The organism is Enterovibrio calviensis DSM 14347, from assembly GCF_000621165.1.
Taxonomy (GTDB): Bacteria; Pseudomonadota; Gammaproteobacteria; order Enterobacterales; family Vibrionaceae; genus Enterovibrio; species Enterovibrio calviensis.
The window spans coordinates 258737-282847 of sequence record NZ_JHZA01000001.1; the positions used below are offsets into that span (position 1 = coordinate 258737).

The 24111-nt window shown below is 49.1% G+C and carries 16 protein-coding genes; 4 read left to right on the forward strand and 12 right to left on the reverse strand.

Annotated features, from left to right (window positions below; all coding sequences use genetic code 11):
- The first annotated feature begins 6 nt into the window (after positions 1–6).
- A complete protein-coding gene (locus tag Q365_RS25240; RefSeq protein WP_051563701.1) occupies positions 7–2916 on the forward strand; it encodes a methyl-accepting chemotaxis protein in 2910 nt (969 codons plus the stop codon).
- Positions 2917–3228: 312 nt separating this feature from the next.
- Here the strand turns inward: Q365_RS25240 and Q365_RS0101185 are convergent, their stop codons facing one another.
- From Q365_RS0101185 to Q365_RS0101195, 3 genes are all read right to left on the reverse strand, one after another.
- Positions 3229–5661, reverse strand: a complete 2433-nt coding sequence (locus tag Q365_RS0101185) for a methyl-accepting chemotaxis protein (protein WP_028021619.1) — start codon at positions 5659–5661, stop codon at positions 3229–3231.
- Positions 5662–5811: 150 nt separating this feature from the next.
- A complete protein-coding gene (locus tag Q365_RS0101190) occupies positions 5812–6651 on the reverse strand; it encodes an isopenicillin N synthase family dioxygenase (RefSeq protein WP_028021620.1) in 840 nt (279 codons plus the stop codon).
- A 306-nt stretch (positions 6652–6957) separates the two neighbouring features.
- Positions 6958–7521, reverse strand: coding sequence for a GNAT family N-acetyltransferase (locus Q365_RS0101195; RefSeq protein ID WP_028021621.1), 564 nt, complete (start codon positions 7519–7521; stop codon positions 6958–6960).
- 527 nt (positions 7522–8048) lie between these two features.
- Between Q365_RS0101195 and Q365_RS0101200 the strand changes: the two genes are divergently transcribed.
- Complete coding sequence (locus tag Q365_RS0101200) at positions 8049–8462, forward strand: globin family protein (protein ID WP_028021622.1); 414 nt, start codon at positions 8049–8051, stop codon at positions 8460–8462.
- A 197-nt stretch (positions 8463–8659) separates the two neighbouring features.
- On the opposite strand, the gene torA is transcribed toward Q365_RS0101200, so the two are convergent.
- The 4 genes from torA to Q365_RS0101220 form a co-directional block, all read right to left on the reverse strand.
- Entirely contained in the window at positions 8660–11143 is a 2484-nt protein-coding gene (gene torA / locus Q365_RS0101205; RefSeq protein WP_028021623.1) for a trimethylamine-N-oxide reductase TorA, read from the reverse strand.
- A 13-nt stretch (positions 11144–11156) separates the two neighbouring features.
- The gene (gene torC / locus Q365_RS0101210; RefSeq protein ID WP_028021624.1) at positions 11157–12335 is read right to left on the reverse strand and encodes a pentaheme c-type cytochrome TorC; all 1179 of its coding nucleotides are present in this window, start codon (positions 12333–12335) and stop codon (positions 11157–11159) included.
- A gap of 43 nt (positions 12336–12378) precedes the next feature.
- On the reverse strand, positions 12379–12558 hold the full coding sequence (torE, locus tag Q365_RS0101215; protein ID WP_028021625.1) for a trimethylamine N-oxide reductase system protein TorE: 180 nt from the start codon (positions 12556–12558) through the stop codon (positions 12379–12381).
- 215 nt (positions 12559–12773) lie between these two features.
- The gene (locus Q365_RS0101220) at positions 12774–14489 is read right to left on the reverse strand and encodes a PAS domain S-box protein (RefSeq protein WP_028021626.1); all 1716 of its coding nucleotides are present in this window, start codon (positions 14487–14489) and stop codon (positions 12774–12776) included.
- A 302-nt stretch (positions 14490–14791) separates the two neighbouring features.
- Here Q365_RS0101220 and Q365_RS0101225 point away from each other — a divergent pair, with 302 nt between their 5' ends.
- Both Q365_RS0101225 and Q365_RS0101230 read left to right on the forward strand, forming a co-directional pair.
- The gene (locus Q365_RS0101225; RefSeq protein WP_028021627.1) at positions 14792–16408 is read left to right on the forward strand and encodes an alpha-amylase family glycosyl hydrolase; all 1617 of its coding nucleotides are present in this window, start codon (positions 14792–14794) and stop codon (positions 16406–16408) included.
- A gap of 141 nt (positions 16409–16549) precedes the next feature.
- Positions 16550–18136, forward strand: coding sequence for a glutamate synthase-related protein (locus Q365_RS0101230; protein WP_281173687.1), 1587 nt, complete (start codon positions 16550–16552; stop codon positions 18134–18136).
- Positions 18137–18227: 91 nt separating this feature from the next.
- Here the strand turns inward: Q365_RS0101230 and Q365_RS0101235 are convergent, their stop codons facing one another.
- The 5 genes from Q365_RS0101235 to Q365_RS0101255 form a co-directional block, all read right to left on the reverse strand.
- Positions 18228–19361 carry an ABC transporter ATP-binding protein gene (locus tag Q365_RS0101235; RefSeq protein ID WP_028021629.1) on the reverse strand — a complete coding sequence of 378 codons (1134 nt, stop codon included), beginning with the start codon at positions 19359–19361 and terminating at the stop codon, positions 18228–18230.
- A gap of 9 nt (positions 19362–19370) precedes the next feature.
- Positions 19371–21002 (reverse strand): alpha-glucosidase, encoded by a 1632-nt coding sequence (locus Q365_RS0101240; RefSeq protein ID WP_028021630.1) that lies wholly within the window; start codon positions 21000–21002, stop codon positions 19371–19373.
- Positions 21003–21009: 7 nt separating this feature from the next.
- Complete coding sequence (locus tag Q365_RS0101245; protein WP_028021631.1) at positions 21010–21840, reverse strand: carbohydrate ABC transporter permease; 831 nt, start codon at positions 21838–21840, stop codon at positions 21010–21012.
- Between the two features lies 1 nt (position 21841).
- Positions 21842–22762, reverse strand: a complete 921-nt coding sequence (locus Q365_RS0101250; RefSeq protein WP_028021632.1) for a carbohydrate ABC transporter permease — start codon at positions 22760–22762, stop codon at positions 21842–21844.
- Positions 22763–22823: 61 nt separating this feature from the next.
- The gene (locus Q365_RS0101255; RefSeq protein ID WP_028021633.1) at positions 22824–24086 is read right to left on the reverse strand and encodes an ABC transporter substrate-binding protein; all 1263 of its coding nucleotides are present in this window, start codon (positions 24084–24086) and stop codon (positions 22824–22826) included.
- Positions 24087–24111 lie beyond the last annotated feature (25 nt).

Below are 24111 nucleotides of genomic sequence, written 5' to 3' on the forward strand. Positions count from 1 at the left end.
GAATCCATGAATCGTCGATATTTCCGCTACACGATTGGTAAACGCCTAACACTTGGTTTTGGCTTGATCATTGCGATTTTAGTGACAGCAGTGAGTTTGTCGAATCAACGTCTCGCCGATGTGAATATCGTGGAGCGTGAGCTAGTAGGCTCCACATTCCCAGCCACGCTGGCGAGTAATCAGTTAGTGGCGGAGGTGAATCGCTCTTTGGCCATTCTGCGAGGATACGTGGTGCTTGGTAACGAGGAGTTTTTGTCAAAACGGCAAACGACATGGGAAAACATCGACAAACAACTCCTTGTTCTCAACCGTTCAATCAGCAGTTCACATGTTAGTAGCGACGACTACATTGCCAAAATAGAAAGATTGAAAGAAAGCCTTAGTCTTTACCGCGCAGCACAAGATGACATTGAGCGCATTGCAAACACCGCCGATGAACAACCCGCCATGAAGATCTACAGGGAGCAAGGCGAACCCATCATGATTCGTCTGGTGTCTGCCATCAATCTTCTCACCAGTATCGAACGAGGCTTGCCTGCCACGCCAGAACGTAAGGAATTACTCGGTTTATTTGCGGAATCAAGCGCGTCGTTTTCTTTAGGCCTTGCCGCTGCCCGTTCGTACCTCATCACTGGCGAAGCCGCATTCAAAGCGTCTTTTTTCGAGAAATGGACAACCAATGAAAATCACCTGTTTAGCATTGAAGATAAAGCCCATCTGCTGACTCGCGAGCAAGCAAAGCTATTCAAAGAATACAGTGATTACCGTGATCAGTTTTCCCCCGTGGTGATGCAGATGTTCAACGTGAGGGACTCTGAACAGTGGAACATGTCGCAATACCTCTTAGGCACGAAAGCGTCACCGCTTGCGACACAATCTCTATCGCTGATTGGCGAAATTGTCGCTCTTCAGCAGGAAGCGTTAAACACCGAGGTGAAAACGCTCGACTCGCTAAACCAAGAGATTTCCACCGTCCTCGCGTTAACGGGTATTGTTGGGGTCATTTTAGGTCTTGTGATTGCCGTATTAATTACGCGATCAGTCACAACGCCTCTGACAAAAATGACGCGCAGCTTAAAGCAGGTATCAAGATCGGGCGACTATTCCCTTCGCCTTGTCGTTAAAGGGAACGACGAAATCAGCCAGTCATCAGCCGCGTTCAACTCGCTGATGGATGCCACTCAAAATGCACTTAGCGAAATCAACACAGTCATGGCACGGATTTCTGAAGGTGACCACAGTGTTCGTATTAAAGGAGATTATTGTGGTGATCTACTGTCAATTAAAGAAGCCACTAACCTCTCTCTCAACAATGCGGAATTGGCTGAGCAAGCTAAACGTGAGTATGAGCATTCATCAAACATTATTGCAGAGGAAAATGCGCAGGTTAGACAGGCGTTAGATGGTGTATCAAACAACATCATGCTGGCGAATAACGACAATGAAATTATTTATCTCAACGATGCTGCAAAAACGATGCTAAACGAAACACAAAGCGATTTTGCACTAGAAATTACTGGCTTTAACCCTGATAACGTTATCGGAAAACCGATTGATGTTTTTCACAAGGAACCGTCCAAACAACATAAAATCCTATCCTCTCTCACGCAGCCTTTTTCCAGTGAATTCAGTGTTGGAAATAGAGTGATGGCCATCAACGCCATGCCCATGTGCAACCCAAACGGCGAACGCATAGGAACGGCAATAGAATGGAAAGATCGCACTGCTGAAGTCGCTATTGAGCGTGAAATTGCCGAGGTTATCTCTCGCGCCACACGCGGGGAGTTTGGCGGACGCATCGAAATCTCAGGTAAAGAGGGGTTTTTCTTCAATTTGGCTGAAGGGTTGAATTTGCTCACAGAGAATGTCGATAACTCATTGGCCGACATGCAACACATTCTCGCCGCCATGGCGAAAGGCGACCTTACTCAGCAAGTTGAAAAAAATTACAGTGGCCGACTCGCCCAACTGAAAAAAGACACCAACCAAACCATCGATAAATTAACTGACGTGATCCATAGCATTCGCGAAACCAGCTCGACAGTTGCTGCATCTTCGCGCGAAATTGTGACTGGCAACCAAGATTTAAGCGCGAGAACAGAAGCGCAGGCGACGTCTTTGCAATCCACCGCCGCGAGCATGGAGCAAATGACAGGGACAGTGAAACACAGCGCTGAGAATGCCTTTTCAACGAAAATGGTTAGCATGAAAGCGCGCGCAAAAGCCCGTGAGGGTGGGCATTCAGTTTCCCGAACTATTGAAGCAATGCGAGACATTACCGAGGCCAGTAACGAGATTGCCCAAATCATTACCGTGATTGATGAAATTGCCTTTCAAACCAACTTGCTCGCCCTCAATGCGGCGGTGGAAGCGGCTCGCGCTGGCGAACAAGGCAGAGGGTTCGCTGTCGTCGCTGGTGAAGTGCGCAATCTCGCCCAACGCTCCGCCAGCGCAGCAAAAGCAATCAAAGACTTGATTGAAGCCAGTAAGAAAAAAGTGGCGGTTGGATCCGATTTGGTTGAAGAGTCAGGAAAAACGCTGAAAGAAATCGTCGCCATGGTCGAAGAGGTCGGCAGCAAAATGGAAGACATATCAGATGCCGCCCAAGAGCAAAGTGTCGGCATTGAGCAAGTTAACTTAGCCATCACCAAAATGGATGACATGACGCAACAAAATGCCGCGCTGGTTCAACAAGCAACAACGGCAAGTGAAAGCATGTGGCATCTATCGCAAGACATGACCGAAATGCTGGCCTTTTTTATCCTGCCAGACGACGGCACCGAACCACGAAATCAACAGGCTTCCCCTTCAAATTCGTTTGCTGATCACCTTATTTTTGAAGACGACGATGAGGATGATGACGACGACGATGAGGCTCAAGGAAGCAGCACCAATAAAGATACCAGCGAGTTTTAACGAGATAACTTGGTAACGTGGTAGTTCACCAACCCTCTTATTGGGAAAGCGTCACCTATAGGCATCTTAAATAGCGTATGTTGCGTTTGTTTGGATGCAAGAAACCAAACCCGCAACGGATAACACGAAGCCCAAGTACGCAAGATCTAGCATGCAGCGCCTTGAATACAGAGGCACTACCCCATAAACCAAACCTAAACATACATAAACCCAAATTATTGCGTTGAAACTGGGCAACCTCGGACACAAAAAAACGGGCTTTCGCCCGTTTTTTGTTGCTTGATTTAGTCGCTTTGGCTATTTGTCTGCGTGCTAGCCTGCTTTCGTTTTAAAGAAAGACACCAAGTCTCGTTGTCCTTCGGCTTCAACGAGCAAGTTCTCACTGGCTGCCGTGGCCTCTTCCGCCAAACCCGCGTTTTGTTGGGTCATGTTGTCCATTTCCGTCACAGCACGGTTTATCTCAGCGATGCCTTGCGACTGCTCGGTATTCGCCGTGCTCATGTCATTGATCAGGGTCGATACGCTCTTAATGGCTTCAACAATTTCATCAAGGTTCTCGCCAGATTTTCTCACCAAATGTGTGCCATCTTTGGTCTTGTTAACGCTGGCGTTAATCAGCTCTTTAATTTCAACGGATGCTTTCGCACTTCGTTGCGCCAAATTTCGAACCTCACCTGCCACAACCGCAAAACCCCTTCCTTGTTCACCCGCTCTGGCGGCTTCAACAGCAGCATTCAAAGCCAGTAGATTGGTTTGGAAGGCAATTTCATTGATCACGCCAATGATGTCTGAGATTTGATTGCTCGATTTCTCAATTTCAGCCATGGCGCTAATAGCTTCCGTGACCACTTTCCCACCCAGTTCAGCCTTCTTCGTTGCCTCGGTCGCGAGCATAACGGCATTTTGCGAGGTCTCCGCATTTTGCTGCACGGTCGCTGTGATTTCTTGCATGCTTGCGGCAGTTTCTTCCAAACTTGCCGCTTGGGTTTCGGTTCTGTCACTCAAATCACCGGTTCCCAATTTAATTTCGCGCGCGCCGGAGCTGACCGAGTTTGACGCTTTCACAATGTCTTTTACCAAGGTATTAAGATGCGCAATCATTGAGTTCAGAGCATCCCTCACAGGCTCAAACTCTTCATCCAATTTTTCTGTAATGGTATGGTCAAGGTCGCCCTTAGACAAAGACAGCAAACAGCCGCTGATTAAAGACACGGCACGTTTTTTTGCCGTAATATCCGATGCGTATTTCACTACCTTGAAGGGCTTGCCATTGATGTCGCGGATCGGGTTATAAGATGCCTGAATCCAGACTTCTCGCCCACCTTTGGCAATGCGGCGAAACTCTGCACTTTCAAAATCACCGCTATTGAGCTTCGCCCAAAACGCTTTGTACTCTGCAGATTTGCTGTCTTTCGGATCAACGAAAATAGAATGGTGACGACCTTTAACTTCACTTAAGGTGTAACCCATTGCATTCAAAAAGTTCTCGTTGGCAAAGCGAATCGTGCCGTCCATGTCGAACTCAATAACTGCCTGCGACTTGCCAATGGCTTCAATCTGGCCTTCAAAATCAGCATTCTTCAGTTTCTGTTCGGTGATATCACTGGCGTATTTAACCACTTTAAAAGGCCGGCCAGAGGCATCCAAAATGGGGTTGTATGAGGCTTGAATCCAGATCTCTCTGCCTCCTTTTCCTATTCGCTTGTACTCGCCGGCTTGAAATTCCCCTTGTGCAAGAGAATTCCAAAAACTCTTGTACTCATTAGAAGAAGCCAGGTCGCTCGTGACAAACATTGAGTGATGCTTGCCCTTAATTTCCTCCAGCTTGTAGCCAACCGCATTGAGGAAGTTCTCGTTGGCATTGCGAATGGTGCCATCAAGTTCAAATTCAATCACCGCCTGCGATTTACCAATGGCCCTGATTTGCCCCGCGAAGTCAGCATTACGCAGTTTGTGTTCGGTAATGTCGGTGGCAAATTTCACCACTTTAAAGGGGTTGCCTTCGTCATCAAAAATGGGGTTGTAAGACGCACTGATCCACACTTCTTTGCCGCCTTTGCCCAAGCGCTTGAATTGCTCAGACACGGTTTTGCCTGTGGCTAGTGTTTCCCAAAATCTTTTGTAGTCTGAAGAGCGCGAAAATTCAGATTCGACAAAAATGGAATGATGTTTACCAAGAATTTCTTCGATCTTGTATCCCATTACACTCAGGAAATTCTCATTGGCTGAGAGAATATTGCCTTGCAAATCGAACTCGATCACCGCTTGAACATTGTTTATTGCATCCATTTTCCCGGAAAAATCTAAGCTCTGATTCTTTTCCTGAGTGATGTCTGCGGCAAACTTTACAACTTTCTCCACACTGCCATCTTCAGCAAAAACGGGATTGTAGGTTGCCTGTATCCAGACAATCACGCCGTTTTTCCCACGTCGCTTATATTGCGAAGAAAAGGATTTCCCTTGGTTCAATTGCGCCCAAAAATCTCGATAAGCTGGCGAATTAGAATAAGAGGACTCAACAAATATTGAATGATGCTTTCCTTGAATTTCTGACAGTTGATATCCCATCACTTTCAGAAAATTATCGTTCGCGGAAAGCACTTTGCCAGAAGGATCAAATTCAATGATGGCTATCGATTTATCAAGCGCAGCTATCTTTGCCTTGGCATCACTGCCAATGTCGGTGTGAGAGCCAATCACACTGCCTATGGCTCGCTTCAAGTTTGATAGTATTGAGTTTTGCATTTACGCCTCTCCTAGTCCGTTACTAGAATTCTAGTCGATGAGACATATTCTTCCTGCTAAGACTCGTTTTAAATCAATAATATTTTGGGCGACTGTCCACAAAAAAAGCCAGCGTGATGCTGGCTTTGGTATTTATTCATATCGAATCGGCTAAATCAGCCCAAGTTCGCGTAGACGTTCCATCAAATAACTGTCTGCGGTATAACGCTCGGACAGCACGACATCAGGCTTTGGGTGCAAGAATAATGGCAAAGAGATGCGAGATTTACGCATGTCAGCACCTTCAGGGTTAACCACTCGGTGCGTGGTTGACGGGAAGTAACCTCCAGACGCTTCTTGCAACATGTCACCGATGTTAATGATAAGGTTGCCAAAATCGCACGGCACATCCAACCATTCGCCATCTTTGCCCTTTACTTGTAAGCCAGGTTCATTCGCAGCAGGCAGAATAGTTAATAGGTTAATGTCTTCATGCGCTGCAGCGCGAATCGCTCCGGGGGCTTCATCGCCTTGCATTGGCGGGTAGTGCAGAACACGAAGCAGAGTTTTGTCGCTTCCATCAATCATGCTCGATAGCGATTGCGAATAATGCTGAGAAACCTCTGCTGGGGAGTGCGTTTCTACCCATGCGAGAAGTTGTTGGGCTAAGCCATTTGCCTGATCGTAATAGTCTTGTAGCTCATCTCTGAGTGTGTCGGGGCATTGTCCCCACGGGTAGTAATGGAAGAACTCTTTGATGTCTTTTTGTTGCTGACCTTTGGCGACTTCTGACACTTCTGAAGGGAACAAACCATCTTGGCTTTCGGGGTTAAAACGAAAACGCAGTTTGTCTTCACTGTCGAAGAACTGCTGCCAATTTTGATAAATAGACGCGACAAGGTCTTGGTTAATCGGGTGGTTTTTCAGTACGCCAAATCCTGTATTTCGCAGAGATTCAACAAAACGCGCCGCGGCATCGGGCGCATTGAAATCGACGGCTTCCAATTTCATGGTGACTCACTTTCTTATGGTTTGTGATTATTGTAATACCCACACCAACCCAAGTTACCTGATGATGCCATATGCAAGAGACCATCAGGTTTGTTTGGGCGTCTGCAATAGCATGTTGAGCATCTATGCAATTAAATCGACGAGACGTCGAAACCTGTCGTGGGGCTTTTAGTATACTCAAATCACTCAATAACGCAGGAGAGAATCGTCACAATCGCAGCCCGAAGAGTTCGACTGCACGTCCCGAGCGAAAAGCGTTTCATGCTGTTCGCTTGAAAAAACTCAACCAGCCAAGGCCGACAGACCCTAGCTAACACAGCGAAGTTTATTGTCCTTTTTTTGCAGAGCCTGCCACTCATCACGCAATACGCCATAACGTAAAGAGTCATAGTACTGACCTTGGTGGAAACGGACTTTACGGATCCTTCCTTCTTCCTGCATACCTAAAGCAGTGGCACATTTCATCATACGAGGATTACCAGACCACGTGGTTAGTCCAATTCGTTCGACGTCATAGTGTTCGAACAGATGGGAGATCCACAATGTGAGTGCCTTGCGGCCCAATTGTTTTCCCCAGTGTGCTGAGGTGAAAATGGTGATGCCAACTTCTAGCCAGCGTGTTGACTGATCCTCCCAGTAGCACGAGAGATAACCAATCGCTTCGCCGTGATAATCAATGACGATGGCCGTTTTTGCTTCTTTTAGGCGTTTAAACAAATGTCGGCGAAACTGAAATTTGGATTGATGCTCCAATGGAAAATAAGGGGCATCATGCGCTTTCCACTCATTTTCCACATAGATAAAGTGCCAAAGATGATCCCGCTCTTCTGTTTTAGCAGGCCGCAAGCAAATATCGCTAAATGTAAACATGCTGCTCCTTGTCATGTCGCCGCTGTGACGGTCTTTTTTTTGATAATGTAGCGCGAACCCGATACCCATCAGGACAAACCAGTTATGCGCTTCAATCATCTGCATGCAAAGTGTTTGACGCTGTGCCCAAGCTGCTATCACGTGCTTGATCAGCGAGAGTTCGCCTTATATACCCAAGCAACTTGACGGCCTACCTTCGGACGAGTTGAATCCTGCATCTTCAGGTTGCTTGGGTATATAGAAGCTCACTCTGAATAGTGTATGAAGATGATTTCAATTAAATTATCTAACAAACCGCTGAAATCGCTAATAGGAAAGTCAATAACATTGGTGAGATCCAATTATGGATGTTAAGCGCGTTCCATTTACATCAAAGATCACCGCACGTCATGTTACGAAAAAGTTAACTGGACAATGAGCTAGGTTTTCCTAACCTTTTGATAGAAGACACTACAAATATTTATGCCCAAGTCACCTGAAGGTGCTTGGGTATATATTCATTGCATCATCTTTTGGGGATTCCTGTCATGGCGTTAACAGCACACCAAGTCACTTTGATCACAGAGAGCTTTAAAAAAGTAGAGCCCATCTCGCTCAAAGCCGCAGAGATATTTTACGACACCTTGTTCTCTTATGATCCGTCGCTTAAATCTCTGTTTAAAGGTGATATGAAACAACAAGGTCGCAAGTTGATGGCCATGCTCCACGCAGCGGTAAGTACATTGAATGCACCCGAACAGTTGCTCCCTGTATTGCAGCAATTGGCAAAACGACATGAAGGATACGGGGTAAAAAAATCCCACTTCACGCCTGTCGGCAATGCCCTGCTTCACACCCTGAAAGTCGGGTTGGGGGACGATTTCACCCCAGAAACTCGCGCTGCTTGGGTCGCACTGTTGCACTTCGTTGCGGATACGATGAAAGCTGAAATGGCCGCATAACGTGCGTTAAACTCATGTGCATGGATACCCAAACAACCTGAAGATGCTCGATTTTTACTGAATCCTGCATCTTCAGGTTGTTTGGGTGTAGTGGTAAGTCAGTCATCGTTAGCGCCGTAAAAAAGCACAAAAAAAAAGAGCCTCTCATCGGCTCTTTTTTGTGCTTTCTGTTACTGACGAAAAACGTCTTTACGAACTTACGTTGACGGTACCACGACAATCGGTCCGCTAAAGGCATTCACTGCAGGTGCTTCACCGCTGAATTTCTCGTATTCAACCAAACATGTATACGCACTGCACGCTTGCGCAAGCTCAGACGTGCCGATATCCAAGGTCATCGTGTTCGGGTCGCCATAAGTATCTATCGCACCGATTTCAGAGCCTGTTGGGCCATACCAAGCACCTTCTTGGATGCGAATCACACCCGGTGGATAGTTGGCGGACACCACGGCCCCCGCAATGAGTTGGCCTCGGTCGTTATACACCCGAATCAAATCACCATCTTTAATGCCTTTTGCTTTGGCATCATCTGGGTTGATATAGGCTGGCTCGCGCCCTTGAACCGTATAGGTTTCACGGATAGCGGGTGACTCACACATCTGGGAGTGAAGGCGTTTATCAGGGTGACAGGACTGCAGCCAATAGGGGAAGGATGCTGACCCGGGCCCACCATGAGAACGCTCGGCCTTTTCAAACCACATCGGGTGTTCTTGGCAATATTCGTAACCAAAACTGCCGATTTTACGGCTGGTGATCTCAATAAAGCCGGAAGGGGTGCCTAACGGGTTCAACTCTGGGTCTTCTCGGAACAGTGCATGACGAACAAAGGTGCTGCCTTCGCCGAAGCTGACATAGCCATCTTTCCAGAAGGTACTGAAATCTGGCATCTCAAACTTACCTTTGTTGGCGGCAACGCATTCGTTGTAGAGCTTCTCAACCCACTGCATTTCCGTCATTTCTTGGGCATATTCTTTATCTTTACCCGCGCCAAAACGCTGTGCCAGCCCTTTGAAGATGTCAAAGTCGGTTCGCGATTGATAAAGCGGGTCCACCAGCTTGTGCATAGCAATGATGCCCGTGGCTGAATAAGCGCCATAGAGATCTAAATCGTTGCGCTCAAACTGGGTACAGGCAGGCAATACAATGTCAGAGAAACGGCAGGTCGCTGTCCATGCAAAATCAATGGTGACGGCGGTTTCAATGTTGTAATACGCCTTCTTCATCCGATTATGATCTTGGTGGTGATGCCATGGGTTGTTCCCGCTGACCACAACCATTTTAATCGGTGGTAACTTCACTTTGTTACCATTGTGATTGATCACTTTACCCGGCTCTTCAATGGATTCTATCCATCGCGCCACAGGAATCGTGCTGGCATACCCTTTGTAATCTGCATTGGGGTGGAGCGGCGTCATTCCGGGGTCGAGGTTACGAGGGAAACCACCCGGGCCTGCTGCTCCTGTTGCTGGCTCACCGATACCGCTGTAGTGGTGCGCATACGACACCCCACCCCCAGGAAGGCCAATGCCTCCGAGCATGCTTGCGATCACGGCACCCATCCAATAAGGTTGCTCACCATGTTGTTGACGCTGAACACACCAGCCAAACATCAGCTGAGTGCGCTCGCTCGCTATCATGCGGGAGAACTCGCGAATTTTTTCGGCAGGTACGCCACAGATTTCCGCTGCCCACTCGGGTGTTTTCTCTACCTTGTCTTTGGTTTTACCCATCACATAATCGACGAAGGGCTCAAAGCCAAGACAATAGAGCTTGATGAAATCTTTGTCGTAGAGGTCTTCGGTATAGAGCGTGTGGGCAATCCCCAACATGAAGGGAACATCAGTTTGCGGGTTGATATAGAGCTGATCACAACCCAGATAGTTCTGTGTTTTGCTCACCACAGGATCGACAGAAATCACTTTAATGTCGCCGCTGGCCACTTTGTCTTTTAGCTCGGCAAAATAGCCATACACGTCATGGGTCGGACACTGCCAGCCCACTTGCGCATTCTTGATCGGATCGTTCGCCCAAATAACGATTTGTTTGGCATGCTCCAACACCAAAGGCCACGAGGTTTGCTGTGCATACACCTCTGTTGACCCAAGAACATAAGGCATGATGGTTTGCCCTGCTCCTGTGGAGTAATCCCCGATCTTCTTAACAAAGGCGCCATGCATCGCAACAGCGCGCTGCATGTGGGTGGTACAGCTGTGGAACTGGCCGGTCTGTCGCCAACCTGTTTGACCCGCAAGTAAGCCTGAAGGCCCGTAGGTTTTCTGCACCCGCTCTAGTTCGTCGTAGAACAAATCGAGCGCTTGATCCCACGTCACACGCACAAAGCGATTATCGCCACGTGTGGTATTCCAGCCTTCGGTTTTTTTCAGCCAATCTAATCGCACCATCGGGTATCTCACCCGAGATGGGTTGTAGATCAATCCTTTGATCCCTTCGATCATTTCGGTGGGATGTTTGTCATGGCTAAATGCCACGACTTCTGCCACTTCACCGCCCACCACTCGCGCTCTAAAAGCGCCCCAGTGGGAACCCGACGTGCGCCATGCACCTTCGAGTAATTCCGCATTCGCCTCTGCGTCCGTCGCAACCAACAGGCTTGGCCCGATAGCTACGGTTGCACTGACAGACAACATGCGTTTTAAGAAAGAACGTCTATTCATCGCCATGTCGCTATTCCTCTCAGTGTTCAGCAAATGTGCTGGAGTGTTTTTGGAGATACTTCAGCACCAGCGACTGTGTTGCCTGATCGAAATTCACAAAGCCCATCATGCCGTCAAACATGCCCGGCCACGTGTTGGCATCAAAGTGCGCAACATCGGGTTGGGTGTGACACAAGCTACAGTTGGTGTCGTATGCTTGCTTCGCTTCGGTCCACACAGGGTCAATGTTGTCGAGGAAGTTGGCTTTTTTCGCCCACAAGTCCACTTCAACACGCTGCCATGTCAGGCCAGTCAGGTCATCTTCTTTGGTCTCGAAGGTTCTCACGTCGGTATCACTCTGTGCGACGGCTTTCGACAAGGCGGCAGAAGCAATATTCAATCCGAAGTCTTCATAAATCACCCGACCAAAACCCTTCATTTTACGCCAGCCAGTGATAGACACTCTGATGGCCTCTTTACTGTCATCAATCACAGTCACTTTGGTTGCAGGCTCAAGCACACCACCGTCAGTGGTCAGTTCTTTATCGACATACATTTCTAAGAAGTTGACGCTATAAACGGGTTTGTCTTTGTCGTAACTGGTGCTGTGAGACATGGAAATCAACTTACCGAGCATGCCGCCTGTTGAGTCCATTTCAGCGGGTAGCTCGTGGGCGATCCCTTTGTGACAATCAATACAGCTTTGGTCACGTTCTGCCGCTTGCGCCATTTGCAGACGTGCCGCTGGGCGCATGTTTTCAATCTGCATACTTTCGTATTTATGGCAGGTTTTACACTCAGCCGAACCATTGGCTGTAAACCTTGCCCATTCGTGCTGAGCCAACTCTAAGCGCTTATCGAGGAATTTTTCACGTGTACCAATCACGCCAAAAATCTGCGCGTACACTTCTTTACTTGCCTGCATTTTCCGCGCAATTTTATCTGTCCAATTATGAGGAACGTGACAATCAGGACACGTCGCTCTCACGCCAGATGTGTTAGACCAATGCACGGTGTGCTGAAGCTCAGGATATACGTTGTCACGCATGGAGTGACAGCTGATACAAAACTTCTCAGTATTGGTGACTTCTAATGCGGTGTTGAATCCACCCCAGAAAATCACCCCTGCAATGAACCCACCAAGGGTCAAGGTGCCAAGGCTGATTTTGGTTGCTGGACGTTTCAGCGTCGTCCAGAGTTTCATTAAGAATTCTTTCATGGTTATCTGCTCTTATTCATCGCTCAGGAAGTGTTGCGGGGTACTAACCATGCCCAGGGGGGCCGAAAAAGAACACCTGACTCATCCAAATGGCGAACCCGTAACCGCCAATGAGCATCACGCTCAAAATCGGAAACAGAAACACAGTAATAAATAAGAACGCACGCCACTCGTAGCTCTGCTTCTCTGGCTCTTGAACAATATCTGCTTCGTGTTGGCTCATGACCTATTTCCTCTGTCTCGGTGTCGACACCGAAATGGTTCCAGAATTAAATTTATGTACAAAAGTAGTTTAGGAGATTGGAGATAAAAACGTGTCTCTTTATTGACTCTGGGATAAATATAAAGTCATTGTTTACAGTACGGTAAGTGGTAGGGCGAGAAGAACATAACGACGAAAAATGTAAGGATGGGGACAGGGCGTCCCCATGTCTAAAATTACTGACCCGTTGATACTTTGAGAACGGCAGCCAGTTCGTCCAACAGCTTCTGGGTATCATCAGAAAGACGGTTGATTTCGTTGGTCGACTCTGATGAGCGCGAAGCCAATTGTCTGACTTCATCTGCCACGACGGCAAACCCTCGGCCATGTTCACCCGCACGCGCCGCTTCGATCGCAGCATTCAATGCCAGTAAGTTGGTTTGCTCAGAGATACCATCGATCACTTTCGCGATGTTGGATATTTCTGCACTTGAGTTTGCTACGCCACCCATGATTTCACTCATGCCTTCGCGCTGTTGAACCTGCGCCGTGACATCTTTGACAAAAGCGGTGTACATGGTTTTCCCATCTACTTCGACCTTAGACAATGACAGTAAGCCGTAGGCCAATTTGCCGTCCTTACGATGAACAGGGACTTCGCGGCTAGAGCCGACAATTTTGTCCTGTCCTGTCGTACGATTCGCGTTAACGTAACTATCGTGGTTGGCTTGGATTTCTGGCGGTACTAGCATTTTGATGTTTTGCCCGACGACTTCCGAAGGGTCATAGCCCCACAGTTTTTCAGCGGCAGGGTTGAAGAAAGTCACGATGTTGTTTTCATCGATGGTGACAACCGCATCCAGTGCCTGTGACAAGGTTTGATTGATTGCTTCTTGCGCTGTGCGTTGCTCTGTAATATCCCGAACAAAGGCGGTGTAACCAATGTTGCCGCCAATATCGACTTTTGACAGCGAAAAGTTCACCCAAATACGTGACTTATCTTTACGCTGCATTTCCAACTCACGGGCAGAACCCACTATCTTGTTGTTACCCGTGCGACGGTTCGCGTTCACGAAGTTATCGTGGTTCGCTTGAAACTCATCAGGCACCAGCATGCGAACGTTATTGCCCACGACTTCATCACTTTTGAATCCCCAAAGCTCTTCTGCCGCAGGGTTAAAGAATGTCACATTATTGTCAGAGTCAATACTGACCACGGCATCGATCGCCTGTCGAAGCACTTGTTCATTTTCTTCGCGAGCGAGGCGTTCTTTACTGATGTCTCGAGTAAACGCTGTGTACCCCACTTCATCGCCGACTTCGATACGAGAAAGTGACAGATTTGCCCACAGGGTTGTTCCATCTTTTCGCTCCAGTTCGACATCCCGGCTTGTTCCAACAATCATATCGACTTTGGACTCACGGTTAGTGTTGACGTAGGTATCGTGGAAGGCGCGAATATCTTTGGGAACGAGCATTTTGACGTTTTTCCCAATCACTTCCTCTTTGCTGTAACCCCACAACTCAACGGCAGCATCGTTCATGTAAGTGACACAGTTTTGGCCATCAATGGAGACAACGGCATTCACCGATTGCGACACCATTTGTTCTGAGCGTTCGCGCGCGAGCACTTCTTCAGTGACATCACGGAGAAAGGCTGACCAACCAACGCCACCAGAAACCGACACTTTGTTTAGTGTGATATCGCACCACACTTTCTTGTTTCCCTGATCTTTCAGCTCAACGCGTGTCGTGCCTTCCTGAAGCGCACCAATCTGTAACGTACTGAAATCTTGCCCTATTTTGTCTTTCTCTGACACGCCAAAGAAACGTTCCGCAGCGGCATTCATGTAATGAATTCTGTTTTTCTTATCTGTATAAACAATAGCGTCCGACGCTTTATCCAGAATCTGTTTGCTCACGCCATTTGTGTTGCTTCCAAACAATCCCATATCTCGACCTGTACTGAGTAAAAGGAACAACCGTGTCACATACACGACATTTGTATAAAGCGTAGACAGATATTCTAAGGCCAACAAATATGTTTATTTGAGAAGGTCACCAATGGGAGAGCTTGCGAGCTAAATGGTTTAATCGGTCACCGTTGGTTTAGGCGATTTCTCATTTTGAGTCTCAATTTGCGTATGTACTTCTATTTACACTGTAAACCGAAAGTCTAGATAATAAATCACGAACACCACGTATCCATGCGCTACGCTATAGGGGGTAAACCACTAGGAAATAAAGAAAAACCATGAAACTCAGTGCATCGCCAATTCTCTACCACATCTACGTTAGAAGCTTCTTCGACAGCAATGGCGACGGGGTTGGTGATCTCAATGGCATTCGAGAAAAGCTCGATTACTTTGCGTGGCTAAATGTCGACGGCATTTTATTGTCTCCAATATTTGAATCGCCATTGAGCGACTTTGGATACGACATTACCAATCTCTGCGCGATCAATCCTGAATACGGCGATATGTCGACGTTCGCGGCGCTGGTGGAAGAAGCCAAAGCACGTGGCATTGCGGTTTTTCTAGATTTCGTGGCCAACCACACCTCAAGTAAGCATCCATGGTTTTTGGAAAGCGCCAGTGGAACTCCCAACGAAAAATCGGATTGGTATATTTGGTCGCCCGCTCGCGCTGATGGCACGCCGCCCAATAACTGGCTCACTATTTTTGGCGAATCAGCGTGGCGATGGCACCCGACGCGTGGTGAGTATTATCTGCACAACACCCTCAGTAATCAGCCGGATTTAAATTACCGAAATCCCAATGTCGTCCGTCAGCTAATGAAAGATGTACGATTTTGGCTCGACACGGGCATCACCGGTCTTCGTCTTGATTCAGTGAACCTGTTTTTGCACGATGATAAGCTACGCAATAATCCCCCCCGTCATTTGGGGTGGCAAGACGAAGCCAGAAACGACCCATATCTGTACCAAAGCCAACGCTATAACATCAGTCGTCCTGAAAACATTCATTTGCTCAAACAATTGCGGGTGATTGCTGACGGGTATGATGAAAGAAAGTGGCTGCTCGGTTCATTAAGCGACCCTTCACCCTATGCCGTGATCGACCGCTACACCAGTGAAGGGGATGCCCTTGATGCGGCCAACATCTTTGAATCGCTGAGTCTTTGCCAGAATGTGCAGCAAGTTGGCGAGCAGTTCACCCAGTTCTTCAATGCCGTTCATCCAGGATTAGGCTGCTGGGGGTTGGGGAATCACGATATCGCGCGCACGGTTTCCCGCTGGCAACAGGCCAACAACCAACCCGCGGCGGCGAAAATGCTGCTTGCGTTGCTTTGCTCGCTGCAAGGTGTGATTAGCATTTATCAAGGCGAAGAGCTGGGCTTACCCGAAGCGAATGTTTCCCCATCCGATCGAAAAGATTTATTCGGCCAGCAAGTGATTGCTAACTACGTGGGAAGAGATGGGTGTCGCACTCCCCTGCCATGGGAAAAAGACGCCCCTTTCTTTGGGTTCAGTTCCCAGTCACCATGGCTACCCATTGATGACGAGCACCAAGCCTTTTCAATTGATGCTCTGCAAGAAGATCCTCAATCTACGCTCAACTTCACCCGCGAAATGCTGGCATGGCGACAGCAGCAACCCGCGTTGTGCGAAGGCAGTTGCCGCATGCTGGCATATAATGAAGCACTCATGGTGTTTGAACGTCACCATGAGTCACAGACCTTAGTCATTGCCATCAATGGCTCAAACCAAGACGCAACTATCCGCCTTAATTTACCCAGCCCCGCGAAAACACTGCCTATTCCGCATATGCAGGTGTCACCTCCACCACACAACGAGGCGCTGCACTTACGACCTTGGCAAGTTTGGGTCGGAGAGATTCATAGCAACTAGTTGTTTATTCAGTCACATAGCTGATCTAGTAAGCCCATTCTGAGCGCATGCTAATTTAGATGAAGCTCATTATTGAACACACACAAAGTGCAACATACAGCCATACTGTTATCACCAAGCACCTTACATAAACTAACAAGCTTGGACTCTGGAAGTCATGTCGTTCATAAGGAGCTAACGATGACAGATCCTGTCGTGTTTGATAACAAACCTACAAAAGTCGACCTCGAAAAAGGGAAAGAGTATTACTACTGTCGCTGCGGTAAATCAGCGTCTCAACCCTACTGTGACGGTTCCCATGCAGGCACGGGCATCACGCCGCTTGCGTACAAGGCAGAGAAAGATGGCGAAGCCTATTTCTGCGCCTGTAAACACTCTGCCAACATGCCGTTTTGCGATGGCACCCATACCCGATACAGCGCAGAAGATGTGGGAAAACCCGCACCTGAAGTGATCGTCACCGACGCTGCGACACAACCCGCGGCGAAAGCCACCAAAGAAGAACCGAATGTGGAGCTTATCCACCAGCTCGCAAAAGATGGCCTCACCAAGTTTGGTCACCATGGCCCGATGACATCGATGGGTGTCCCCCGCTACCAATTGCCGGAGTGGGATCAAATCCAAATAATGGTGGCGCAAATGGCGGCCAAGCCATTGCTGGATGAAGACGCTGTCGGGACGGAATTGGTGATTGGCCCGAACGCGAAAAAGCCGCTGACATTGAAAACGCCGCTGTTTGTCTCTGACATGAGTTTTGGTGCGCTGTCTGAAGAAGCCAAAGTTGCACTCGCCACCGGCGCGGAATTGGCAGGCACGGGGATCTGCTCTGGCGAAGGCGGCATGCTGCCAGAAGAACAAGCGGCGAACAGCCGCTATTTCTATGAACTTGCCAGTGCGGAGTTTGGCTACAACAAGGACTTGATGAAAAAAGTCCAAGCCTTCCATTTCAAAGGTGGTCAAGGGGCGAAAACGGGCACAGGTGGCCACCTGCCGGGGATCAAAAACAAAGGGAAGATTTCCCAAGTCCGTGGCATTGCCGAAGGCACAGATGCGATTTCACCCTCAACGTTTACGGACATGAAAACCGCGGCGGATTTTGCCCGTTTTGCGGATGAGGTTCGAAAAGAAAGTGGCGGCATTCCAATCGGCTTTAAGCTCAGTGCTAACCACGTTGAACGAGACATGGCTTTCGCTCTGGAAGCCGGCGCTGATTACATCATCCTTGATGGACGCGGCGGCGGCACAGGTGCAGCGCCTGTGATGTTCCGCGATCATATCAGTGTGCCCACCATTCCAGCGCTGGCGCGTGCTCGTCACTTCCTTGATTCTCAGGGCGTGAACGGCGTGACGCTGATCATCACGGGCGGTTTACGTGTACCGAGTGATTTCGTGAAGGCGTTGGCATTGGGTGCAGACGGTATCGCCCTATCAAACAGTGCCATGCAAGCCATTGGCTGTGTCGGCGCGCGCATGTGTAACTCCAACATGTGTCCGTCTGGTATTGCCACGCAAGACCCTGAGCTTCGCAAACGCATGAATGTGGAAGTTGGCGCAGAGCGTCTGCAAAACTTCTTCAATGCATCGACACACTTGATGCAAGTGATGGCGAGAGCATGTGGGCATGATCACCTCAATAAATTTGTGATGGATGATCTGGCGACTTTCCACAAAGACATGGCGGAGCTGACGGGGATCCCGTATTCCGGCGTAGGACCGCGAAACAGGTAGCCTGCTAACGTTCTAACTTGGTAACACGAAGATAAAAAAAGAGGCAGGTTAACCCTGCCTCTTTGGCCTTCTAACGTTGTTTTATTATATTTTACGGTGTGACGACCAGTGATGGCTTGGTTTCACCCACCACTGAACGTTTAAACGCTTTTCCGTCACGGTCAAACAAGTGACAGTATTCTTGAGGAAACTCGATACAGCGCTTGTCACCAGCGCGGATCGTAGTTTGTCCTTCGATACGAATAACCACAGGATCGTTGCTTTGCGGCGTGTTGAAATACATCAAGCATTCGTTACCCAATTGCTCAACCACACTCAGCTCAACGCCGCCTTCTTGAATAGCGTCGTTCTCTCCAAACTGAATATGTTCGGGACGAATACCCACCACGCACGGGTCACCCACGCTCGCGCCCAAGGTATTCGCAGCCACAGTAATCTCTTGCCCACGGTGAATTTGAACACGTGTGGTTAACTCCCCCGCTTCCACAATATCCGCAGTGAGGAAATTCATCTTCGGTGAGCCAATAAAGCCCGCCACAAATGTATTAGCGGGGTGGTTGTATAGCTCAAGGGGTGAACCTACTTGTTCCACACGACCCGCATCGAGTACCACGATCTTGGTGGCAAGCGTCATGGCTTCGACCTGATCGTGTGTCACGTAGATCATGGTTGCCCCCAAACGCTCGTGCAGTCGCGCGATCTCCATGCGCATTTGCACACGTAAAGACGCATCCAAATTCGACAATGGTTCATCAAACAAGAACACTTTTGGCTCACGCACAATCGCACGACCAATCGCCACACGCTGACGTTGCCCACCTGACAACTCTTTGGGTTTACGCTCTAGTAACGGTTCTAATTGCAACGCCGCCGCCACGTCGCGCACTTTCTCGTCCACGGTTTTCGGTTCAGTTTTAGCCAGTTGTAGACCAAAGGCCATGTTTTCGTAGACCGTCATATGCGGGTAGAGCGCGTAGGACTGGAACACCATGCCGATCCCACGTTCCGGTGGAGGAAGATCGTTGCAAACCCGCCCTTCGATCATGAGTTCGCCGCTGGTGATATCTTCAAGCCCTGCGATCAATCGCAACAATGTCGATTTACCACAGCCAGACGGGCCGACAAACACCACAAAATCACCGGAATGAATATCGAGATCCACGTCTTTGGTAACGTGAACTTTGCCAAATTTCTTATTTACTTGCTTTAAAATGACCTCAGCCATAATGCGTCCTTACCCGTTTAATTTTGTTGCAAATGCCGCCTGATACGGTGGCAAGATGACCGAGTCATCGCGAATATCGAAGGTAAATCCATGCCCTTCCAGTGCGTGCCAATCACCTGCTGGCAACGTCATGGTCATCGGAGAATCCGTTAGGTTAAACGCCACCAGCACGGCTTGATCCCCCTCACGTCGAACAAAGCTCAAGCCTTGTTCGTTGGACGTCAGATTGGTGAGATCGCCATTAACCAGCGCGAGATGCTGTTTACGCCAACGTAAATAGCCTCGGTAATGCGCGAGCATGCTGTTCACGTCCGTTTCCTGTTGATCAACGGCCAGCGCATTGTGTCGCGCGTCAACAGGTAGCCAAGGTTCATTCACACTGAATCCCGCATGGTCTTGCTTTGCTTCCCACGGGATGGGCGTTCGGCAGCCATCTCGGCCCTTGTATTCAGGCCAAAACGGAATGCCGTAAGGGTCTTGAATTTTATCGAAGGGAATATCGGCTTCAGGAAGCCCTAACTCTTCGCCTTGATACAAGCAGACACTGCCACGCAGCGTGGTCAGCAGCGCCAACAGCACCTTGCCATAGGCGAACGGATCGGCTTCTTGGTCTCCCCAGCGCGAGATACAACGCACTACATCGTGGTTTGACAGTGCCCAACACGGCCAGCCATCGCCAATAGCCGCTTCAATGTTGGTGATCACTGATGCCAAATACGCTGGAGAGCGATGCACGTTGAGTAAATCAAACGTATACGCCATATGGAGTTTGTCGTTGCCGCTGGTGTATTCCGCCATCAATGCCAGTGGGTTGTCATCGCCAATCTCCCCCACTGTCGTGATGTCATCATATTGGTCCAACAGTGTTCGTAAGCGCTTCAGAAACCCAATATTCTCCGGCTGCGAAATATCGTAGCGGTGCTTTTGCATCGAGTAAGGATTGGTGCCCGGTACCCCAAGTGATTTGCTGTCGCCTGCCGACAGCGGCGGGTTATCGCGCAATTGGCGGTCATGGGTGTAGAAATTAACGGTATCGAGTCGAAAACCGTCAACGCCCAAATCAAGCCAAAACTTCACCACTTCCAATAAGTGTTCAACCACTTCTGGGTTATGGAAGTTCAAGTCAGGCTGGCTGACCAAGAAGTTATGAAGATAGTACTGCTGGCGCCGACTTTCCCACTGCCACGCACAGCCACCAAAAATCGAAAGCCAGTTGTTCGGTGGCGTGCCATCAGGCTTGGGATCCGCCCACACATACCAATCGGATTTCGGGTTGTCGCGACTCACACGACTTTCCTCAAACCACGCATGCTCGTCCGAGGTATGGCTGAGTACCTGATCGATCATGACTTTAAGGCCGAGATCATGTGCGGCGCGAACCAATTGTTTGAAATCATCTAACGATCCGAACAAAGGATCGACATCGCAATAATCAGAGACGTCATAGCCAAAGTCTTTCATTGGCGATGTGAAAAAGGGTGATAGCCAAATGGCGTCGACACCCAGCGCTGCAATGTAAGGCAGCTGTTGGGTGATCCCCGGTAAATCGCCAATTCCGTCTTGGTTTGCATCATAGAAACTACGCGGATAAATCTGGTAAATCACCGCACCGCGCCACCAAGGCATCTGTTGTTGTGTCATCTTGTGTTTATCCCTTAACTGCGCCCGCGGTGAGGCCTGAAACAATGCGGCGCTGGAATACCAGAACCATAACGATAAGCGGCACCGTCACGATGACCGATGCGGCCATGATTGTGCCCCAAGGCAATTCATATTGACCTGCACCCGATATCAAGGCGATCGCCACAGGCACTGTGCGCTCCTCGTTAGTGAGGGTGAAAGTCAGCGCGAACAAGAACTCATTCCATGCGGCAATAAACGCCAATAAGCCCGTCGTCACCAACGCAGGCCAAAGCAGAGGCATCAACACCTTGGTGATGATTTGCCACGGCGTTGCGCCATCCACAATTGCAGCCTCTTCGAGTTCGAGCGGCAATTGCTGCATGAAGGTGGTCAGCACCCACACCGTAAACGGCAAGGTGAAGATCATGTAGGCCAAGGCCAAGCCAGGCATGGAGTTATAAAGCCCCAATGCGCGGATCAACTCAAACAGCCCTGACAGCACCGCCACTTGCGGGAACATGGACACACCCAATATCGTTAGCAAGACCACGTTTCGCCCACGAAAGCGGATACGCCCCAATGCGTAAGAAGCGGTGACGCCAAGCAGCAGGGAAATTGCCACGACCACGGTGGATACACCCACGGAGTTGAGCAAGTTTCGCCCAAACGTGCCGCCAGAGAAGACGGATGCGTAGTTACTCCAATCAAAAACGGATGGGAAATATTCGACCTCAAACAAGGCAGAGCCTGACTTAAATGACGTCACGATGGCGTAATAGAACGGGAACACGGAGAACACGACAATCACCGCGACTAAAAGATAAAACCCGACTCGCCAATACCATTTCTTTGACATATTAGGTCCCCTCATTCATGTTTCTACGCCCGATGTAGAGGTAGAAAATGGTGCACAGTGCCACGATCAAGAACAGCAAGGTTGAAGCCGCTGATCCGTAGCCGACGTCTTGGAAATCCACCAAATTTTGCCGCGCATATATCGACATCGACATGGTGGCCTCATTCGAGGGTGTGAGGACGTAAATCAGATCAAAGACCCGCAATGCATCAAGGGCGCGGAATACTACCGCCACCATGACCGCAGGCATGATCAAGGGAAGCGTTACTTTAAAGAACACGCGCACAGGATGGATCCCGTCAATTTTGGCGGCTTCGTAGCAATCGGAAGGCAGCATTTGCAATGCTGCGAGCACTAACAGCGCCATAAACGGCGTGGTTTTCCACACATCGACAGCAATCACCACGTTGAGCGACATGTCACTGTCAGCGGTCCATGCCAACGGCGCTGCAATCAAGCCAAACGTCATCAAGAAGTCGTTCACGATGCCGAACTGATCATGCAGCATCCATCCCCACATTTTTGCAGACACAATGGTAGGTATCGCCCACGGCACCAGCACGGCAGCACGAACTAGCCCCTGCCCTTTGAACTTGGTATTGAGCACCAAGGCGACAATGATGCCGAAAACAGTTTCAAGGCTGACTGACACGACGGCGAAATACAGGGTGTTCCACACCGCCTGCCACCATGTTGGGTCAAACAAAATCCCATAGTATTCGCCGTCTTCGTAGATAAAGTAGTTATCAAATCCAATAAACTCAGAAACGCCACTGCCGTCGAGCGTGGCATTGGTCATGCTGAACCAGAATGTTCGCAGCAATGGCCACCCCGCCACCATGGCAAGGGTAATGAGCATAGGCGCAAGAAACCACCAAGCGGCGCGTACGCGTTTCCGCGTGAGAGCGCTTGTCTGTTCCATATTATTTCCTTTTGAATGCTGCAGTCAGCCGCTTAGAGCGCCTGACTGCATGAAAGCCACCTTACCAACGACCGCCGCGACTGATGCGCTTCAGATCTTTTTGCAATTTCGTCAATGCAGCGTCTGCATCTTTACTGCCAGACAGAACGCTATGGGTCGCATTCCAAAACGCATTAGAAACTTGGTTGTATTTCACGCCTGTCGCAGTCGATGGACGCGGCGTACCATTTGCAAAGGTGTCATAGAGGCTGCCGAAGAAAGGAACCGCAGTCAGTACTTCTTCATCTTCATAGAGGGATTCAATGGTAGGGTTGTACGAGCCAACAATCGCGCGACGTTTTTGCTCTTCAAGCGAGGTCAGGTACATCACGAGGCTTGCTGCTAGCTCTGGATTTTCAGAGTACTTGGAAACCGAAAGCTGCCAGCCGCCCAAGGTGCCTGAATGGCTGCCATCTTCGCCGCCTTTAGGCAAAGCAACGACGCCAATGTTGCCTTTGATTGGTGAATCTTCGCTGTTACCAAGAGACCACGCATATGGCCAGTTGCGCATGAATACCGCGTTACCCGTTTGGAAAACACCGCGCGCTTCCTCTTCACCGTAGTTGAGCACGCCTGGTGGAGAGATCGTGTCTACCCAGCCTGCCGCCGTGGTGAGTGCTTGTTTGGCATTGTCATTGTTGATGGTGATCTTGCCATCTTGATCGACAATGGTGCCGCCATTGTAGGAAGCCACCCACTCTAATGCGTCACAGGTCAAGCCTTCATAAGCACGACCTTGCCAAACAAAGCCCCACATTTTGTCATTGCCGGCTTCGCGTTCAGCGTTCATGACTTTCTCAGCCGTCGCCGTCAACGCTTCCCACGTCTTAGGCGGCTCTTCGTCATATTTTTCGAGGAGATCAGTGCGATAATAGAGTACGCCTGCATCAGTAAACCATGGCATAGCCACCAAGCGATCTTTCACTGTGTTGTTGGAAACAATGGAAGGAAAGTGGCTGGCTTCTTCCCCATTCGAATACGGTTTCAAATCGATGAAGTGGTTGCCAAGGATACCCGGCCAAATCACGTCAATCTGGAACACATCAATATCGTTAGCACCCGCTGCGAGTAGCTGTTGATACAAGGCAAGTCGTTCAGTGGTTGAGTTAGGCGTCGTGACAATTTTTACGGTGTGACCCGTCTCTGCTTCCCATGCCGCAACCCCTTGCTGACATAGTTCCAATTCTTGGCCTACCGCACCACATGAAATAGAAATCGTCTCTGCGTATGCGCTAACACTGAGTAGAGAAGAGGCGAACATAGCTCCGATGATAGAACGTTTCATGAAAAACTCCCTGTCGCGTCATCCC

What these genes read in the sequence shown, in the direction of transcription:
- Q365_RS25240 (WP_051563701.1), top strand. Translation starts at nt 7, where the DNA reads ATGAATCGTCGATATTTCCGCTACACGATTGGTAAACGCCTAACACTT.
- Q365_RS0101185 (WP_028021619.1), bottom strand. Translation starts at nt 5,661, where the DNA reads ATGCAAAACTCAATACTATCAAACTTGAAGCGAGCCATAGGCAGTGTG.
- Q365_RS0101190 (WP_028021620.1), bottom strand. Translation starts at nt 6,651, where the DNA reads ATGAAATTGGAAGCCGTCGATTTCAATGCGCCCGATGCCGCGGCGCGT.
- Q365_RS0101195 (WP_028021621.1), bottom strand. Translation starts at nt 7,521, where the DNA reads ATGTTTACATTTAGCGATATTTGCTTGCGGCCTGCTAAAACAGAAGAG.
- Q365_RS0101200 (WP_028021622.1), top strand. Translation starts at nt 8,049, where the DNA reads ATGGCGTTAACAGCACACCAAGTCACTTTGATCACAGAGAGCTTTAAA.
- torA (WP_028021623.1), bottom strand. Translation starts at nt 11,143, where the DNA reads ATGGCGATGAATAGACGTTCTTTCTTAAAACGCATGTTGTCTGTCAGT.
- torC (WP_028021624.1), bottom strand. Translation starts at nt 12,335, where the DNA reads ATGAAAGAATTCTTAATGAAACTCTGGACGACGCTGAAACGTCCAGCA.
- torE (WP_028021625.1), bottom strand. Translation starts at nt 12,558, where the DNA reads ATGAGCCAACACGAAGCAGATATTGTTCAAGAGCCAGAGAAGCAGAGC.
- Q365_RS0101220 (WP_028021626.1), bottom strand. Translation starts at nt 14,489, where the DNA reads ATGGGATTGTTTGGAAGCAACACAAATGGCGTGAGCAAACAGATTCTG.
- Q365_RS0101225 (WP_028021627.1), top strand. Translation starts at nt 14,792, where the DNA reads ATGAAACTCAGTGCATCGCCAATTCTCTACCACATCTACGTTAGAAGC.
- Q365_RS0101235 (WP_028021629.1), bottom strand. Translation starts at nt 19,361, where the DNA reads ATGGCTGAGGTCATTTTAAAGCAAGTAAATAAGAAATTTGGCAAAGTT.
- Q365_RS0101240 (WP_028021630.1), bottom strand. Translation starts at nt 21,002, where the DNA reads ATGACACAACAACAGATGCCTTGGTGGCGCGGTGCGGTGATTTACCAG.
- Q365_RS0101245 (WP_028021631.1), bottom strand. Translation starts at nt 21,840, where the DNA reads ATGTCAAAGAAATGGTATTGGCGAGTCGGGTTTTATCTTTTAGTCGCG.
- Q365_RS0101250 (WP_028021632.1), bottom strand. Translation starts at nt 22,762, where the DNA reads ATGGAACAGACAAGCGCTCTCACGCGGAAACGCGTACGCGCCGCTTGG.
- Q365_RS0101255 (WP_028021633.1), bottom strand. Translation starts at nt 24,086, where the DNA reads ATGAAACGTTCTATCATCGGAGCTATGTTCGCCTCTTCTCTACTCAGT.